Raw genomic sequence first — 16,119 nt, forward strand, 5'->3', positions numbered from 1 at the left:
AGTCCCGATGGGCTTCGATTGAAGCCTCGAAACGTTGCGCGATCACGGCTTCAAGAACATCTCCAAATGGTAATTCCAACTTGTCGCGGGCAGCAACAAATCGGACGTCCTGTGATCGACAAACGGGGCTTAAAGGGCTTTTCGATTTTATCCTGCAGTTCAGAAACCAGCGGAAAACTAACCGCGGGTTTAAAGCGAGAAGCCCGGATAGACAAATGCACCCTTGATCGTTTCCGAGTCTTTTTCGGAGACGCCGGCGGCGCGAACGGTGCTGTACCAGGTTTTTGAAACCTGCTCGCGCATACTGCCGATGGTCTTTTGCGCTTCGTCTTTGTCGAGCAGAAACCGGGCATGCTGGGAAAGGATGTTTCCGGCATTGGCATATCGGCCCTGGTCGCCGCAGTCCATCGCAAGGAATCGTTCTTCTTTTGAAACGACCGGCGAGGGCGTCAAGTCGAAAGCCGGCGACAGCCGCCATCGTCTGTCTCCGGCAATCGCCGCATGGTTGCGCGGATGATCGTCGATGTTGGAAATAAGTGCGTTGAAGCAGACGCGGCGAAACAGTTCGTGCGCATCTTTCTTCGGCTCCGCGACAATGCGCCGCAATTCTTCCGCCAGGATCACGTAGGACCAGCGTTGCCGCATCGTCGCGGATTCATCGGTGCGCAAGATCGTTAGTGCGCTCACCATGCGCGCCCGCTTATAGGCCCGGCCGGCCGGCTCGCGGTCGAATCGCTTGATGAGCAGAACATCGCGGCCGGCAACAGTTTCGATGCGGGTGTCAGCGGTCGCAATACCGCATTCGCGCGCGAGCCGCAGCATGGCGTATTCGACACGGGTGTTGTTCCAACGGTCGTCGGATCGATTGAATTTGGCGAGCCACAAACCATCGGCGTCCTCGACAACCGCCTTTGGACGCGCACCGCCCATGGACGTGCCAAGGAGCAGGAGTTCCTGCACCTGCGGAACGTCGGGATCGTCCGGGATCTCATCCTTTATTAATGCGTCGGCCAGAGCCTGTAGTTTTTCGAGATCCAGCGTCTGGTTGAATTTTCGCCGCGCCGCCGGTGGCGTCACATTCAGGCCGAATCCCAGCGCGCCGGCGCGGTCGTCGGCAGACTCGAGTAGATAATCGAGCTCGCCAAGTTGCGGTTTTCCGGCATGCTTCTCGATGACGCGGCGCCCCCAATTATCGGGTCCCGCATCGCGCAGGGCACCGAAAACACCGCTCAGTTGCGCCGTTTCATAGGTTTGACTCGAAAGCTTCAGTTCGATCGGATCGACTTCAACGGCTTCGGGATTCGCAAGGTATGAGCGGCCGTAAACAAAATGCCCGAGGGCATCGCCACGAGACGTTTTCGTCAGCACGAACTTCCCTGCGGTTGTGGCATTCACCTGGCCTGGAAGCGTGATGTAGACGAAGCACTCCGACGGCCGCTCTCTAGAAGTCATTGTCTAAAGCGCCGCTCTTTCGAACCCGGGTTTTCGCTTTTGCGGATTCGTGGGCCATCCCTACTTCATCCGTCGCCGGGTTTGCGAGGTCCTCCAAAGGCTGAAGCAGATCGTAAGCCCACAAGAGCGCCGCGTAGACCGCGACTCCTGTCGAAGGCTTGCCTTTCTCGGCGTCCATCACGGCGCGGACCCCGGTGCCGATCTTTTGAGCAACCTCTTCCAACGTGTACCTACGCCGGATACGAGCCAGCCGCAGGTTTTCTCCCAGCCGTTTGATTGCCTGCTCCACGGCATATGGAGGCGCTTCGCTAAGTTTGTTGATTGCAACCATAAATGCTCTTAAGAGCATTTTAATCGACCTTAGATGCTTTTAAAAGCATAGACAGGCCAAAGGAAAAGGCCAAAGGCGTCATGCTCTTAAGAACACCGAAATTCAAGTGCCCAGACAGCGCAAGGCACTCGCAGTCCGCCAGACTGTGGTCCCACTTCTTGTTTGCCTTAACCAGAAGCTCCCTGGTTTTGTCCCAATACTTGTTCCTGTCGCAGTAATGGATTTTGGGATGAGTGTGTTCGCCATTCCTTAAAAATCAGCAACTTGCAAATGTCGACAAGAAGAGGCCCGGCGAAAAACGCAACCTATAGGTTGCGGTCGCTCTGTTGTAGGCGCGATTTCGCTGCTGTGCAGGAAATGCCGGAGCAACACTGCTGAATCATTAGCAGTGTTGCTCCGGCAGGAATAGCACTGCTAAATCGTTTCCAACGCTGTTCCGGCGGGAGCAGTGCTGGTCCCGCCTTTCCAGGACTGTTCCTGCCGGAGCAACACTGCTCCATCGTTTGCAAGACTGCTCCCACCGGAGCAACACTGCTAAACCGTTTCCAACCCTGGAAACACCAAAGCAGGACTGCTGAATCTATTCCAAGACTGGAGTTCAGACAGCAGCGCTGCTGATTCAACTCCAACGCTGGAACCGAAACAGCAGCACTGTTAACCGAATTCCAGCCTTGGAAGCGCCGAAGCAGCACTGCTGAATCGATTCCAGCGCTGGAGCCGCCGGAGCTGCACTGCAGCCGGGGACCGGATGGGGTCGAGTGCTATACTCCGAATATGGCGCGTGTCCTTGCGCCCGAAAGGCGAAAGCGATGTCCATCCAGGATCATCCAACCACAGAAATCCTGGTAACCGGCGACCAGTTACTGACGATGGGCGATGTCGGCCCTTGCGAGCTGGTCGAAGGAAGGGTTGTGCGCATGAGCCCCACTGGCGCTGAACACGGCGGTTGCGAACTGAATTTCGGTGAGCTTATCCAAAGGTTCGTCAGACAGCATAAACTGGGCAAGGTCATGGTCGGCGAGGTTGGAATCTACATACGCCGCAGTCCAGACACTGTTCGCGCGGCTGACGTCCTTTTCATCTCGCACGAGCGGTTGGCCCAACGGAAGAATTTGCGCGGCTATCTCGATGTCGCTCCGGAGTTGATCGTTGAAATCATGTCGCCCGACGACCGCTGGGTCGATATCGACGAAAAGCTTCGAGACTACTTTTCAATCGGCGTTCGTTTGGTCTGGGTTGCCAATCCTATTCGAAAGGTCGTCTACGCTTATCGTTCATTAACGGACGTCCGTGAATTCACGCTGGCAGACTCCCTTCCCGGCGATGCGATCCTGTCCGGTTTCAGCATCTCCGTCGCCCAAGTGTTCGAGGAGTAAGCGACCGGACAAGGGAATTATAAGAAAGTCTCATGGCCCTGGGGCCACCCCGAGGATGAAAAGTCTCCGAACGTTCCGGTCTTGACCGCAACGTCGGAGACCAAGACATCTGGATTCGCCCATACAACGTTTTCTGCCTTCTTGAAGAATCAGCAACTTACAGATCGCTTTCGAGACAATTTTAAGGCAAGGTGGCGCGGCCGGAACGGGCTGAAAGGCCGCCATAGTATGGGTATTATGTAACTATATGGGGTTGGAACGCTGTTGGAGCGGAGTGCAGGCTGCAGGCAGGCCAGCGGCGGCGGAACGGGGCCCGAAGTTGAGATTTCCAGCGGAACTTTCCAACATGGGGCTCTATGTTGAAATCATTCGTCGAATCGTCCCAACCTTGGCTTAAAGCGTTCGAAAGTTCTTTTAAATCATAGAGACTGTTTCTGGCCGAGAATCACTCGATGCCGGTCTTGCTCGCCCCGAAGTCCGGCGTCTTGGCGCTCTATGGGCTATTCGGCACGCCGGGTACATTCATTGCCGATCGGCAAGGCATGCTCGTGGCGAAAGCCATAGGTCCCGTCGGCTTCGAGCATTCCAGTTGAAGCTCTGATCTATGTGATACGCCGGGGCTTCACAAACCCCAGTTCCCAATGCGTTTTCACGTCGTCGTGCAGAATTTCGACTTCGCTAATGCGCCAGCCGTCCGTCGTTCGGATCCAGACGTACTTCCCCTTGCGTGTCATTTCCATGATCCGGGTCATCAAAAAGAAGGCGGTCGCGGTCATCAACGTATTCTGGGTGACCACTTCAACGATGGTCTCCGCAATCTGTTCGCAGCTCTCGCGTACCCTGGAGATCTTAATGGCCGGAATGATGTGCATCTGGCGTTCAACATCGTTTGTCAGTTCACCATAGCTCAGGACCATTCCATTCGTTCGTTTGTACTTTACATATGGCGAAAAAATGCCCATATAACCGGCGACATCCCTGGCTATAAAAGCCGCCTGCGCTTCATCACGTAGCCGATCCAGTTCCGCAGTAGCGTCATCCACAATTGAATGATCTCACCGGATGGTCAGACCCTTGGAAGGTTATTGTGCCGACTTCCTGGCTCGGTCGAGCAAATCTGCAACATTCAGCGTCTGCGCGGAACGAATCAGATAGGTAAAGTCCAGGGAGGTTCCCTGAATCTTTAAAACCCTCTGGACGTCTTCCCATTGCCTTTCGGAAGTCTCGCCCCCAAGTCGGAGCTTTTGCAGGATCGTATCTTCGGGGCTGGAGAAGCGAATGGCACGGCTGCCGTCTGGCAACTGAGCGTTGCGGCCCGGTACACTGTCCGGTCCCGCGAAGGGCCGTCCGTTAGCGAACACGTGCGGGATGAGCCAGAGCGGCATGTTATTGATTTCAGGGAATCCATAGAATGGCCGACAGCATGCTTAAGCACCCGGCATCATGCAAGAGCTGAGTTACGCACTTCGAATGATCCGGCGCAGTCCCGCCTTCTATCTACTGGCAGTGCTGATTATGGGACTCGGCATTGGAGCCAGCATCGCCATGTTCAGCCTGTTTGATGCTGTTTTCCTGAAGCCGCTTGCGTTTCGCGATGCCGATCGTCTCGTCATGGTATGGGAAGAAGCACTTCACTTGGGTTCTCCGCGTATGGACGTTGCCCCCGCGAACTATCTGGATTGGAAGGAGCAGTCCAAAGCGTTTGAGGACCTTGCGGCGTATCTTGGAAACGCATTCAACATGATCGATGGCGGAGAGCCCGAGCGACTGGACGGCATTCAAGCCACGCCGAATTTGTTTTCAATGCTCGGTGTCCGGCCTGCGCTGGGGCGCTGGTTCGACAGCAAGGAGGGATTGCCCGGCCAGGCGCCGGTGACGATTCTGAGTTATGGCCTCTGGGAACGCCGATTCGGCGGCGACCCGAACATCATCGGCCGATCGATACGCATCGATGATCAGTCGTATCAGGTCGTCGGCGTGATGCCGGAAGGATTTCAGTTTCCGCGGGGCGACACCCAGCTCTGGATGCCGATCCAGTTCGCGCGCACCGAGTCCGGGCCCGGCGGGCGAAATGTTCATTTTCTGAAAGTTGCCGGACGGCTCAGGCAAGGCGCCTCATGGGAGCAGGCTGAAAGCGAAGTGCGGACAATTTCGAGCCGTCTGGCAGAAGTGTATCCGGCGACGAATAAGAATTACAGTGCGGTTGTATTCCCTCTACGCCAGGAATTCGTTCGAGATACGCGGACATCACTGTGGCTTCTGCTGGCCGCCGGCCAGTTGGTACTGCTGATCGCGTGCGCGAACGTCGCGAGCATGCTTGTGACGCGGGGGCTTGGGCGAACCCATGAGATCGGGGTTCGGGCGGCGCTCGGAGCAAGCCGCTGGCGTATCGCGCGTCAACTCGTCGTCGAGGGTCTCGCTCTTTCCGTTTGCGGGACGATTGCCGGTATTCTGGCGGCGACCGCCGTTTTCCGATTTCTCCAGCGCCTCATTCCGGCCTCGCTCGCCGGATCGGTCGCGCCGTCCATCGATGGCCGTCTGCTGTTGTTAGGTGTGGCTGTCTCCGTCCTAACTGGAGTGGTATTCGGCCTGGCGCCTTTGCGCGCGGTGTTCCGGTTGGACCTCATTCATACGTTCAGGGGGCGCAGCATAGCCGCTTCGCATGGCCGGGGCCGAAGCGTGATGGTTGGATTGGAAATGGCTTTAGCAATCGTTGTCGTCGCCTGCACGGGCCTTGTTGTCCGGACCATCCTGAACATCCAGAATCAGAATCCGGGATTTCACCAGGACAACGTCCTGACGCTTCGGCTGGAGCTGACTTCGGCGCGATACAAAACGGTTCAGAGTCGAATCACTTTCTACAACACCGTCCTGGATCATGTTCACGCACTACCGGGAGTGATCTCCGCTGGTTTCACGACTTTCCTGCCGTATCGGAATCTGGGCGGGACAAGCGGCCTCTTTGTCGAAGGAAGCTCGAGCCAGGTTCCGCTTTTGTACCGGCGGGAGATCAGCCCCGATTATCTTGCCACGATCGGTGTTCCGCTCCGAAGAGGACGGAGTTTCACGGATCAGGACGATGCGAACCATCCGCCGGTCGTTATCATTACCGAAGGGGCGGCCAAATACTTCGACGGTGACCCGCTCGGGCAACGTATCGGGTTAGGAACGGCAACCGGGCCTTGGGCCACCGTCATCGGTATCGCCGGCGATATTCGGGAAGAGGGACCCGAACTTCCTTCGCAACGGGCCACGGTTTACGCTCCATATGCGCAAACGACATCCGCATGGTTCTTCAATCCAAGGGATCTGGCCATCCATGTCCGTGGAGAACCCCTGAGCCTCGCGGATGCCGTGAAACGCGAAATCCGATCTGTCGATTCCGCCCAGACCATCTCGCAACTGTCGACACTCGATGGGATCGTCGACGAACAGGTTTCGAATCGAAAGCTTCAAGCAATCCTGCTTAGCGCATTTTCGATTACCGCCCTGGTGCTGGCGGGTCTGGGTGTATATGCGCTGCTATCGTTCGCCGTACGCGCCCGCCAGAGAGAATTCGGAGTCCGGATGGCTCTGGGAGCGCAATCTGGAGACATTGTCTCTTCGATTTTCCGGGAAACCTTTTTTTCGTTGGCACTCGGATCCCTGGCTGGCCTGGCGATGGTGGTGATTGTGAGCCGGAGCGTGGCAAGTCTTCTTTATGGCGTGACTCCGACAGACCCGGTCGCACTGGGGAGTTCGGTCGTTCTGTTGTTCGCCGTTGCCTTTCTTGCGGCCGCCCTGCCGGCATGGCGATCCACGCAAATCGATCCCCTGATTGCGCTTCGTGACGAATAGTCATGCCAATCTGTGCCTGATGCGCATACCGCCGAAGATCTGAAAGATCACGAACGTGGTGATCGATCACGCGGAAAAGCCGGACCCGAATTAGCTGTCTGCTATCCTGACGGAATGAACAATTCCGACGATGACATTCCTCCCGGAGTAGATTTCCTGTGCGAAGCTGCAACGAAACAATGGGCAGAAGAAGCGGAGGCAAAGCTTCCGTCGCGAATCAATTTATTCGCCGCTTTCGCTGACGCGATTACGGAATATAAACCCGCGATCCGTCAGGTCCTGGAAATCGGCAGCGGGCCGGGATTCTTAGCGGAATACATTTTGTCGCGCTGCGGCGGAACCGAGCGGTATACGCTGCTGGACTTCTCGCCGACGATGCTTGAACTCAGCCGCAAACGGCTTCAGCTGTTTGGTGACCGTGTCTCTTACCTACAAGTAGACTTTAAGCAGGCTGCCTGGGCGGACAAGGTTGGTGGTTGTAATGATTGCATTCTCACCATGCAAGCCGTTCATGAGCTGCGTCACAAACGGCATGCCCTGAAGTTTTATGAGGAGTGCAGTCGTCTGCTCCGGAAAGACGGGCTTCTGTTAGTCTGCGACCATCTTCCTAAAACGGATTCCGGACGGGATCGGGCCTTGTTCATGACTGAGGAGGAACAGCTGGACGCAATTCAAAAAGCGGGATTCAGTCGTGTTGAGACGCTACTTCGCACTTCCGAAAGACTTGCATGCCGGGCCTTCGGCCCTCTGGGCAATGGCCGGTCTTCTTAGAAGCAGGGAGCAATCCCTCCCGCCATGCAGAGACTGATGTTTCCCATCGGCTGAATGTCTCCCGTGTTCGGATCGTAGATAACTTCATCTGCCCGTAAGATCGTATATTGCTGCCCCGAAGCGATTTTTAGTTCCACGCCGCCCTTCAAGTGCGTAAGGCCGCTCGAAACATCTCGCTCAATACTCAGCGCGGACAATGTCCTCGCCGCCATCGATCCCCGGACAGGCAGGATTCTTCGCGAACAGCCCATACTCTGGCGTCCGCTCAGTTACAGCATTATCGGCGGGCCGCCTCTTCGCCTCGACCTCGGACGGCTTCGCTTACGCGATTCAAGTGCCGAAGTAGAATTCGGGGATGTCCCGCGTATACTGTTTTGGAGGAGCACTTGAATGTCGACGATAGTGCCGGCGCCCATTGACTGGGTTGAATCTGTGAGCCAACTCGGGCTCCCAGCAAAGGCGGACCGCCGGCTTCAAGAATTAATGGATCGCAACAACGAAGGGCAACTTACACCTGCCGAACGCACGGAGATGGAGTCATTGGTTGAGGTTAGCGAGACGATATCGCTCGTTCGCGCCGAGGCGTTGCGTTTGCTGGGACGCATGCCTGAGTGACCCAGCGGAGAGAATTTGCGACCCAGGTTCCCGCACGCGCAGAGTGGCGCTGTTAATACTGCAAGATGCACCAGTCCCTCGCCAATGCCGAATGTAAGAAAGTCTCATGGCCCTATCGGGCCACCCGCGGGGATGAAAGAGTTACGCTTGACTGCCACCGGATTGCTTTTTGAAAATCGCTGTTACGAAGAGACGATGGCCGATTTGAAAAGCGGTGGAAACCGCCCCGTGAGACAAAGTGGCCTGGCCGACATAGAGCGAACTTGCGATTGGTGTTAACAGCCCGTGAAGCAAAATGACATGAAGGCGTCGGCCTCTCTTTACAATTCAGACACCAGAACTAGTGTAGTGTCCCCGAAATAACTGGACATATCTGAGTGCGATTTCCGCGCGAAATGCCCGAAAACAGCGGGTTCCGTATGTATAGCCATTTCGAGGACACTACACTAGAAATTAACCCGCGTGTTCAGGATGAACTGACGGACGCCCGATGCGCTCGTAATCCGTCCGAAACCGGCGGCGCCGGTCGAATCGATATTCGTAACCGGACTGGCGAAATTCGGGTGGTTCAGAACATTGATCAGATCGAGCCGGAATTCGAAGTTCACATTTTCGTGGATCGGAAACCTCTTGATCATGTTCATATCCAGATTGAAGATTCCCGGGCCTTTGATTGTGGTTAAACCCAGGCTTCCGACTTGTCCAGGCTGAGCGTTGACGAGGACAGTATTGCCATTTGAGTCGGCGACAGCCTTGTTGCTGAACGCCGTATTCAAGGCTTGCGCGGTCGTGAGATTGTTCACATAAGGATCGGCAACCTGAGTGTAATTGTTGAAATACACGACGCCATTGGAAACTTTGGTGACCGAACCGGTACTCTTTGGAAAAGAGCCGACAATATTCGGCAGGACGGCGACGTTACTGATGGCCTGAGTACTCGATGTGATGCTTAATGGACCGCCGGTGTTGTAGTTCAGTATCCCTCCCCATTGCCATTTCGAAACGATTTCCTGCACCCAACCCGGCGCCCCGGCGAGCAGGTAGTGATCGGCGCCGAACGGTAACTCATAGGTACCGCTGCTGGTGATCTGGTGCGTGTGATCGTAGGTGAGCAGCCGGTGCTCGATGGCTCGATTGGATGGATCGCGGTACGTTGTTCCACTGTCCGATTCCGACTCTCCCCGCGCCTTGCTCCAGGTCCACGTCGTCGTATTTGTGAATCCGCGGGCGAGCCGGCGCGTTATCTGCGCCTGCAGAGCGTGATACGTGGAGCTCCCTGTATTGTCCAATAGATCGACGTTCGCATATTGCGGGTCCGGTACGATGTAGTTTTCCGGATAACCGTTCTTGCGAAGATCCGCGCCCGTCACAGAGCCGCCTGAGCCCGTTGATATAGTATTGATCGTACTGAGGAAAGCGCCAACGCTTCCATTGGCGATCTGTGTCCGCGTGGTCGTGTTGGTCCGCACGGCCATTGCGCCTGTGCAGGTCGTGCCATTAACCGTGCAGGATCCGGTTCCGCCCAGGTTCAATCCCATCAGAATCGAAGTGAGGAGGGGAGAATCCCCGCCTGCACGAACTGTATTGAACGCATTGAACAGATCCGGATTGTGATGGACGGCATCGATCTGATTGAGATTGATGATGCCCCAAAGCCTCGAGCCTTTGGTTCCAATGTAACGGACTTCGACGGTCGTATTTCTCGCCACCTCGCGCTGAATTTCGAGATTCCAATTCTGCGTATAAGGATTAACGTGGTTATACGTGTTGATTGTCAATGTCCGGTCGGTGGTCTGGACGGTGAAGGGGGCATGAGTCGCCGTTCCAGGGGGGAATGGAATGGGCAAAGTCACAGTAGACATGGTCGTAAAAGCCGCTGGAACATAGTTCACTCCCGTCTGACTCGACGAATAGAGACCCATGCCGGGCATTGTCCCGAGCGTCTCATCGACCGTGATGAAATTGCGTAAGGATCCTTCATAGCTGATGCCATAACCGGACCGGACAACGGTCTTACCTTTGCCGAACCATGGAAGATTCCAGCTATAGCCGACAGCGGGCCCGAAGCTGTGGTAGTCGTCGCCCTTGAGATTGGCCGAAACGCCAGGATTGATCGAATTCTTGCCGACAAACTCCACTTGCGCCAGGTTGCTGCAGGTACTCACAAAATTTGGATTGCCCGGATCCGACGTACAACTCACGTTTTGAAAGGAGCTCTGGCCGCCGATGACTCGGCCGTCCAAGCCGGTGGATTCGTAGGGCTGGCCGAAATATTCCCAGTGAACTCCGAGATTCAACGTCAGATTGGGACGGAACTTCCAGTCGTCCTTGAAATAAACGCTCATTTCATTCTGGTGCTGGCTGAAGTATTTAAAGGGTACGGCGGGAGGCCCTTGCAACAATGTATTGCTCGTGCTCACGATTCCGAATGCTTCGTTGATGTTTCCGATTGAAGCGCTAAGATCCGTCAACATGTTCCGCGCAGATGTCTGGTTGTTCGCAGTCAGCCCATTGGTTCCATCGATCACGGAGACCGTAAAATTACCGGCGCCAAACGACGCAAGCGGCGTATTGTTCGCGTCTCCGTGGCCCGTCGAGCTGGCGGCGCGATATTCAAAGCCACCTTTGAAAGCATGTTTCCCATGAGTCCAGCTCAGATCATCGCCGATGGTGTAAGTTGGACTGGCTTGCGCGCGCCACACGCCAACGCCGCCGTACCGGTCGAATGAAGTCCATTCCGTCGGCTGAGCTTGAAAGATGAGTCCGTTGGCCACCGGCTCGTATTTAAGCGCCTCCTGACCAACGGAATCGCTTCTGTTCCCGGGCGCATTCTGCACGTTGATGGTTTGCTTACGCCCCAATCGAAATTCATTGAGCAAATTACTCGACAATGTCGATACAAAGTTAGCCGAATACAGGGACGGATGCTTCAGCGCATTTCCGTCGAATGCGTTAGGCCATTGCCGTTGACCGGCTTGGGCCGCCCCGCCCCATGTACGTTCTTTTGTTGCGATGATGCTGAGTTTGTTCTTCGCATTAAAATTAAAGTCGAGACGTGTGTTGAATTGATCCCGATTCACGTCGGTTCCGTTCCCGTTTGCAAGGTCGAGGCCATCAACGCGCCGCGCGAAGCGGATCGTTGCCGTATTCAGACCGTCGCCGCCTGTCACAAAATCATTCGGCGAGGGCATACGCCGCAAGGTTTCCTGCATATACGCGCTTGTGTCGATCGCAGGGCGGAGCGGATCGTGAACGGAGCGGCAATTGTTTACGGCTGCTCCCTTGAAAGTGCAGTTGCCGAACAAGTCGATAGCGGACAACGGACCGGTTGCTCCGGCCGGTTGCACGGGGTTGCCGCTGCGATCGACCGAAGGATTCGCGCTTGCAACATTGGCGGCATCCACGTTCGGCCAGTACCGGAAGATGCCTGTTTTTGCCATATCCGTCAGCGTATTGCCCGCCGCTTGCTGCCTTTTCAGATCGCGCTGTCCTTCGTATAAGAAGAAGAAAAACGCTTTGTTCTTCTTGATCGGGCCGCCAACGCGGCCGCCAAACTGATTGCGGTTGTCGTAGTCCTTGGAAGCTCCGGCAAAATTGTTGAACCAGCTACTGGCGTCGAGGGAAGAATTATGGTTCACCCAAAACAAGCTGCCGGAGTACCGGTTTGTACCAGACCGCGTCACCATACTCACCTGTCCGGAACCCCGGGAGGTCTGGGCATCCACTGGAGCCACCACTACCTTGACCTCTTCAACAAGATCAGGACTGGTATAGGTGCCTGAAAACGCTCCGTTTTCAAAACGCCCCTCGGTCGTGCTGATGCCGTCTCGCGATGTATTTACGGCGCTCAGCCGGCCGCCGGCAAAATTGCCGACAAGTCCGCCGGTGGACTGTACGCCCGCCGTGTCGGCAACCAATCCGAACACGTCGCGAACCGGCAAGGGCAAATCACGGACTTTGTATTCGGGGAGCACTGTACCGATGGAATTCGAGGCCGTGGTGAGAGCCGCATCGGCCGTCGTGGTTACGTCCACGACGCTAGTGGTGGAACCGAGGCGCAAGGTAAAGTTCACTGTCGTCTGCGCCGATCCGCCAAGCGCGTAATCCTTCACTACAGCTGTCTCAAAACCGCTGAGTTCTGCCTGGAGCTTGTAGGCCCCCGGCTGGAGAATCGGAAACTGATATGAACCCGTCTCATTGGTTATGGTCGTGTTGACGATTCCCGTCCCAGTATTGGTTGCAGTGACAGTCACACCAGGGATCAAAGCTCCCGTGGCATCCTGAACGGTTCCTCCGATTGTCGAGTTGGACTGGCTGAATGCAGTGCCAGCAAATAAAAACAGAGACAGCGACGCGATGAGACAAATTCTCTTCACAACTCCCCCCAGATTTCTATGACGATCGTTGGCGGGATATTAGCACTGTATTTGACAGGAAACGATTTATTACATAGCGATGTGAGTTTCAGGGGAACCGGCTGGACTTCCAGGTTGGGATAAGCGATTCGATGAAGAGTTCAGTTTTTGTACAGTGCCCTGAGGACCTGAACATCCGATGCAGACAAACCGGAGTATTTCGGAATATCGGCCCGGACATGAAGCTTGCTCCGGTATCGCATGAAGTAATCGACAATGTCGCCGCCGTATCCGAAGTAATACATGATGTCCTGGAACCGGGTGGTGTGGGACAGGCCGACGGCATGTCCCAGCTCGTGAACACACGTCAGGTACACAATCGTGTCGCGTAGAAGCGGATCCTGAGCCGCACGGCTCGCCAGAGGCTCGCCTTGAGCGGAAACCTGGGGCATAACATTGACGATCGCTCCAAGTTTGCCGTTCACCGAAACCCGTTGCATTTCTCCGAACAGGCCTTCGGCTGGAGAAATCCAGTGGAATCGAATGATGGCGGCATCGCGTGACTTCGATTCCGCGAACTTGAGCTGGTTGCCGCTTTCGTGCGACCAGGCGTTCAGCGCAAAAACGGCAAGTTCCCGGTCGGAATCGCGATATCCCGGAACGCCCCTGCCGTCTTCTATGAAATAGGTAATCGTCCCGCTCGTGTCGAGCCGGGACGGCTGCAGCGGAAGCTGGAGCAGAAAGAGAAAGGCGGCGGCCGTTGTAGCGATTTTAAGCATTGTTCAAGAGATCCCTGGCCGTGAGCAGGGCATAGAAAGGATATTTTTGTGAAATGATCCCGGTGCCGCCTTCTTCGCGGTCGACGACGCAGAACGTGGCCACGACGTTGTATCCGGCTTCCTCCGCCTTCCCGGCCGCGGTCAGAAGCGACCCTGCCGTCGTGCAGACGTCGTCGACGATCACAACGCGCGCACCCGGCTTGCCGTCGTAGCCTTCGATGGATCGTTTCGTTCCGTGCCCTTTCGCCTCCTTGCGAACGATGAAGGCCGGCAGCGGCGCGCCTTCCAGACTGCTGACGACGGCGACGGCGGAAACAATCGGGTCCGCTCCCATCGTCAGCCCCCCGATCGCATCCGCTGAAATCTTGTGCTCCCGCATCAGCCCCAGAATCAGGCGGCCGATCAGCAGCGCGCCGCGCGGATTGAGCGTCGTCATGCGGCAATCGAGGTAATAGGAGCTCTTTTTGCCGGATGAGAGGGTAAAATCCCCGATTCGCAGAGACCTCTCCCGGATAATCCCCCGAAGTTCCTGAAGTTGTTCATCCATAGTGTGTAATTGTAAATCAAACTCAAAATTGTGAAATAATTCGGGCGGGTGTGATAAAAGTTCGCTTTTCATATTGTTCTTATACTCTTGGAGACGTTGATGCCAAACCCGCAGATCTACGAGTCGGCTGTCTCGGAAGCGGCAGCCGGCAAAATCATAAATAAGAAGCTTTTGCAGTGGGTGGAGGAGATTGCCGTCACCTGCAAGCCGGATCGTGTTCGTGTATGCGATGGTTCTGAACAGGAATACCAGTTACTGACGCGCCTCATGCTTCAAAGCGGCACGGCCGTGGCGCTGAATCCCCAGAAACGCCCTAATAGCATTTATGTCCGCTCGACGACAGTCGATGTGGCGCGAGTCGAAGACCAGACCTTTATTTGTTCCGCAACCGAAGATGAAGCCGGACCCACTAATAACTGGGAAGATCCGGCCAGAATGAAGCGCGATCTCACCGACCTTTTTACAGGGTCGATGCGCGGCCGCACGATGTATGTCATTCCTTATTGCATGGGGCCGCTGGGCTCGCCGATCTCCAAGATCGGGGTTGAAATCAGCGACTCTCCCTACGTCGTCGTCAACATGCACATCATGGCGCGGGTCGGAAGCCGGGTTCTCGAAATGCTCGGTCCCGATGGCGATTTCGTGAAAGGTCTCCACTCCGTCGGAGCGCCTCTCGGACCGAATGAACAAGACTCGGCCTGGCCGTGCAATTCCGAACACAAATACATCTGCCACTTCCCGGAAACACGCGAGATCTGGTCTTTCGGCTCCGGATATGGCGGCAACGCCCTGCTCGGAAAGAAGTGTCACGCGCTGCGCATCGCGTCCGTGCAGGCGCGCGACGAAGGCTGGCTCGCGGAGCACATGCTGATCCTCAAGCTGACGAGTCCGCAAGGCGAAGTGAAATACATCACAGGCGCGTTTCCATCCGCCTGCGGAAAGACCAACCTGGCCATGCTGATTTCGACAGTGCCGGGCTGGAAGGTCGAAACCATCGGCGATGACATCGCCTGGATGAAATTCGGGCCCGACGGCCGGCTCTATGCGATCAATCCTGAAGCCGGATTCTTCGGCGTCGCGCCGGGCACCAGCATGCAGTCGAATCCGAACGCCATGCTCACCGTCACCAAGAACTCGATCTTCACCAACTGCGCCATCACATCGGACGGCGATGTCTGGTGGGAAGGAATGACGGACGAGAAGCCGGCCGAACTGACCGACTGGCTGCGGCGGCATTGGAATTCTCAGTCCGGCCGTCCCGCATCCCACCCCAACGCCCGCTTCACCACTCCCGCAAAGCAATGTCCGGTAATCGCAAAAGAATGGGAAGACCCCAAAGGGGTGCCGATCGACGCAATCCTGTTCGGGGGACGCCGCGCCGGTATCGTCCCGCTCGTCACGGAATCGTTCGATTGGCAGCACGGAACCTTTCTCGGAGCGACCACGAGCAGCGAAACGACCGCTGCGGCCGCCGGCAAAGTGGGACAACTGCGGCGGGATCCCATGGCCATGCTGCCCTTCTGCGGATACAACATGGGCGATTACTTCGGGCACTGGCTCAGCATGGGCAAAAAGCCTGGAGCCCGGATGCCGAAAATCTTTTTCGTCAATTGGTTCCGCAAGGATGAAAAAGGCAAATTCCTGTGGCCCGGCTATGGTGAGAACAGCCGCGTACTGAAATGGATCTTCGAGCGATGCAACGGAACAGCACAGGCTGTCGACACTCCGATCGGAAGACTGCCGCGGGCCGAGGATCTCGATATAAAAGGATTGGATCTACCGCCCGGAGCCCTGACGAAGCTGTTGAACGTCGACGTAGCCGGATGGCAGTCGGAAATCCCCATGATCAACAACTTCTTCGATGAAATGGGTGAACATCTTCCGGCGGAATTGCGTGAGGAAGTTGCCCGTCTTGAGCAAAGACTAAGAAAATAGACGAAGACTAATTGGAGGTTGCATCATTCGAAGTTTCTGCATTTTAAATTTGAAATGCAGAAACGTCAGATGATACAACCTCCAATAATTTCTAAAACGAATCGGTCGGTTTCGCCGATTT

Annotated in this window: 14 protein-coding genes; 6 read left to right on the plus strand and 8 right to left on the minus strand. The window is 55.9% G+C overall.

Translation table 11 applies throughout. The features are described from left to right. Nucleotides 1–189 precede the first annotated feature (189 nt). Together VGK48_08090 and VGK48_08095 are read right to left on the minus strand one after the other, a co-directional pair. Nucleotides 190–1,452, minus strand: a complete 1,263-nt coding sequence (locus tag VGK48_08090) for a HipA domain-containing protein (GenBank protein ID HEY2381129.1) — start codon at nucleotides 1,450–1,452, stop codon at nucleotides 190–192. Continuing rightward, entirely contained in the window at nucleotides 1,442–1,783 is a 342-nt protein-coding gene (locus tag VGK48_08095; protein HEY2381130.1) for a helix-turn-helix transcriptional regulator, read from the minus strand. Before VGK48_08095 ends, VGK48_08090 begins: the two co-directional genes overlap by 11 nt. An 809-nt stretch (nucleotides 1,784–2,592) precedes the next feature. Here VGK48_08095 and VGK48_08100 point away from each other — a divergent pair. Both VGK48_08100 and VGK48_08105 read left to right on the plus strand, forming a co-directional pair. After that, nucleotides 2,593–3,159, plus strand: coding sequence for a Uma2 family endonuclease (locus VGK48_08100; GenBank protein HEY2381131.1), 567 nt, complete (start codon nucleotides 2,593–2,595; stop codon nucleotides 3,157–3,159). 452 nt (nucleotides 3,160–3,611) lie between these two features. After that, complete coding sequence (locus tag VGK48_08105) at nucleotides 3,612–3,752, plus strand: hypothetical protein (GenBank protein ID HEY2381132.1); 141 nt, start codon at nucleotides 3,612–3,614, stop codon at nucleotides 3,750–3,752. A 9-nt stretch (nucleotides 3,753–3,761) separates the two neighbouring features. Here VGK48_08105 and VGK48_08110 read toward each other — a convergent pair whose 3' ends face one another. Continuing rightward, complete coding sequence (locus VGK48_08110) at nucleotides 3,762–4,202, minus strand: hypothetical protein (protein ID HEY2381133.1); 441 nt, start codon at nucleotides 4,200–4,202, stop codon at nucleotides 3,762–3,764. Between the two features lie 39 nt (nucleotides 4,203–4,241). Then, entirely contained in the window at nucleotides 4,242–4,544 is a 303-nt protein-coding gene (locus VGK48_08115) for a hypothetical protein (protein ID HEY2381134.1), read from the minus strand. Nucleotides 4,545–4,602: 58 nt separating this feature from the next. Between VGK48_08115 and VGK48_08120 the strand changes: the two genes are divergently transcribed. Both VGK48_08120 and VGK48_08125 read left to right on the plus strand, forming a co-directional pair. Then, entirely contained in the window at nucleotides 4,603–6,996 is a 2,394-nt protein-coding gene (locus VGK48_08120) for an ABC transporter permease (GenBank protein ID HEY2381135.1), read from the plus strand. Nucleotides 6,997–7,110: 114 nt separating this feature from the next. Beyond that, nucleotides 7,111–7,767, plus strand: coding sequence for a class I SAM-dependent methyltransferase (locus tag VGK48_08125; GenBank protein ID HEY2381136.1), 657 nt, complete (start codon nucleotides 7,111–7,113; stop codon nucleotides 7,765–7,767). Here the strand turns inward: VGK48_08125 and VGK48_08130 are convergent. Next, complete coding sequence (locus VGK48_08130; GenBank protein ID HEY2381137.1) at nucleotides 7,764–7,979, minus strand: hypothetical protein; 216 nt, start codon at nucleotides 7,977–7,979, stop codon at nucleotides 7,764–7,766. The genes VGK48_08125 and VGK48_08130 overlap by 4 nt on opposite strands. A 178-nt stretch (nucleotides 7,980–8,157) precedes the next feature. On the opposite strand from VGK48_08130, the gene VGK48_08135 reads away from it, so the two are divergent. Continuing rightward, complete coding sequence (locus VGK48_08135; GenBank protein HEY2381138.1) at nucleotides 8,158–8,382, plus strand: hypothetical protein; 225 nt, start codon at nucleotides 8,158–8,160, stop codon at nucleotides 8,380–8,382. 446 nt (nucleotides 8,383–8,828) lie between these two features. On the opposite strand, the gene VGK48_08140 is transcribed toward VGK48_08135, so the two are convergent. The 3 genes from VGK48_08140 to pyrE all read right to left on the minus strand — a co-directional run bounded on the left by VGK48_08140 (nucleotide 8,829) and on the right by pyrE (nucleotide 14,063). Beyond that, nucleotides 8,829–12,758, minus strand: a complete 3,930-nt coding sequence (locus VGK48_08140; GenBank protein ID HEY2381139.1) for a carboxypeptidase-like regulatory domain-containing protein — start codon at nucleotides 12,756–12,758, stop codon at nucleotides 8,829–8,831. Nucleotides 12,759–12,898: 140 nt separating this feature from the next. Then, complete coding sequence (locus VGK48_08145; GenBank protein ID HEY2381140.1) at nucleotides 12,899–13,516, minus strand: matrixin family metalloprotease; 618 nt, start codon at nucleotides 13,514–13,516, stop codon at nucleotides 12,899–12,901. After that, on the minus strand, nucleotides 13,509–14,063 hold the full coding sequence (gene pyrE / locus VGK48_08150; GenBank protein HEY2381141.1) for an orotate phosphoribosyltransferase: 555 nt from the start codon (nucleotides 14,061–14,063) through the stop codon (nucleotides 13,509–13,511). The genes VGK48_08145 and pyrE overlap by 8 nt, the downstream gene beginning before the upstream one ends. Nucleotides 14,064–14,162: 99 nt before the next feature. Between pyrE and VGK48_08155 the strand changes: the two genes are divergently transcribed. Continuing rightward, complete coding sequence (locus VGK48_08155) at nucleotides 14,163–15,998, plus strand: phosphoenolpyruvate carboxykinase (GTP) (GenBank protein HEY2381142.1); 1,836 nt, start codon at nucleotides 14,163–14,165, stop codon at nucleotides 15,996–15,998. Nucleotides 15,999–16,119 lie beyond the last annotated feature (121 nt).

The sequence above is a fragment of the Terriglobia bacterium genome, assembly GCA_036496425.1.
GTDB lineage: Bacteria > Acidobacteriota > Terriglobia > 20CM-2-55-15 > 20CM-2-55-15 > 20CM-2-55-15.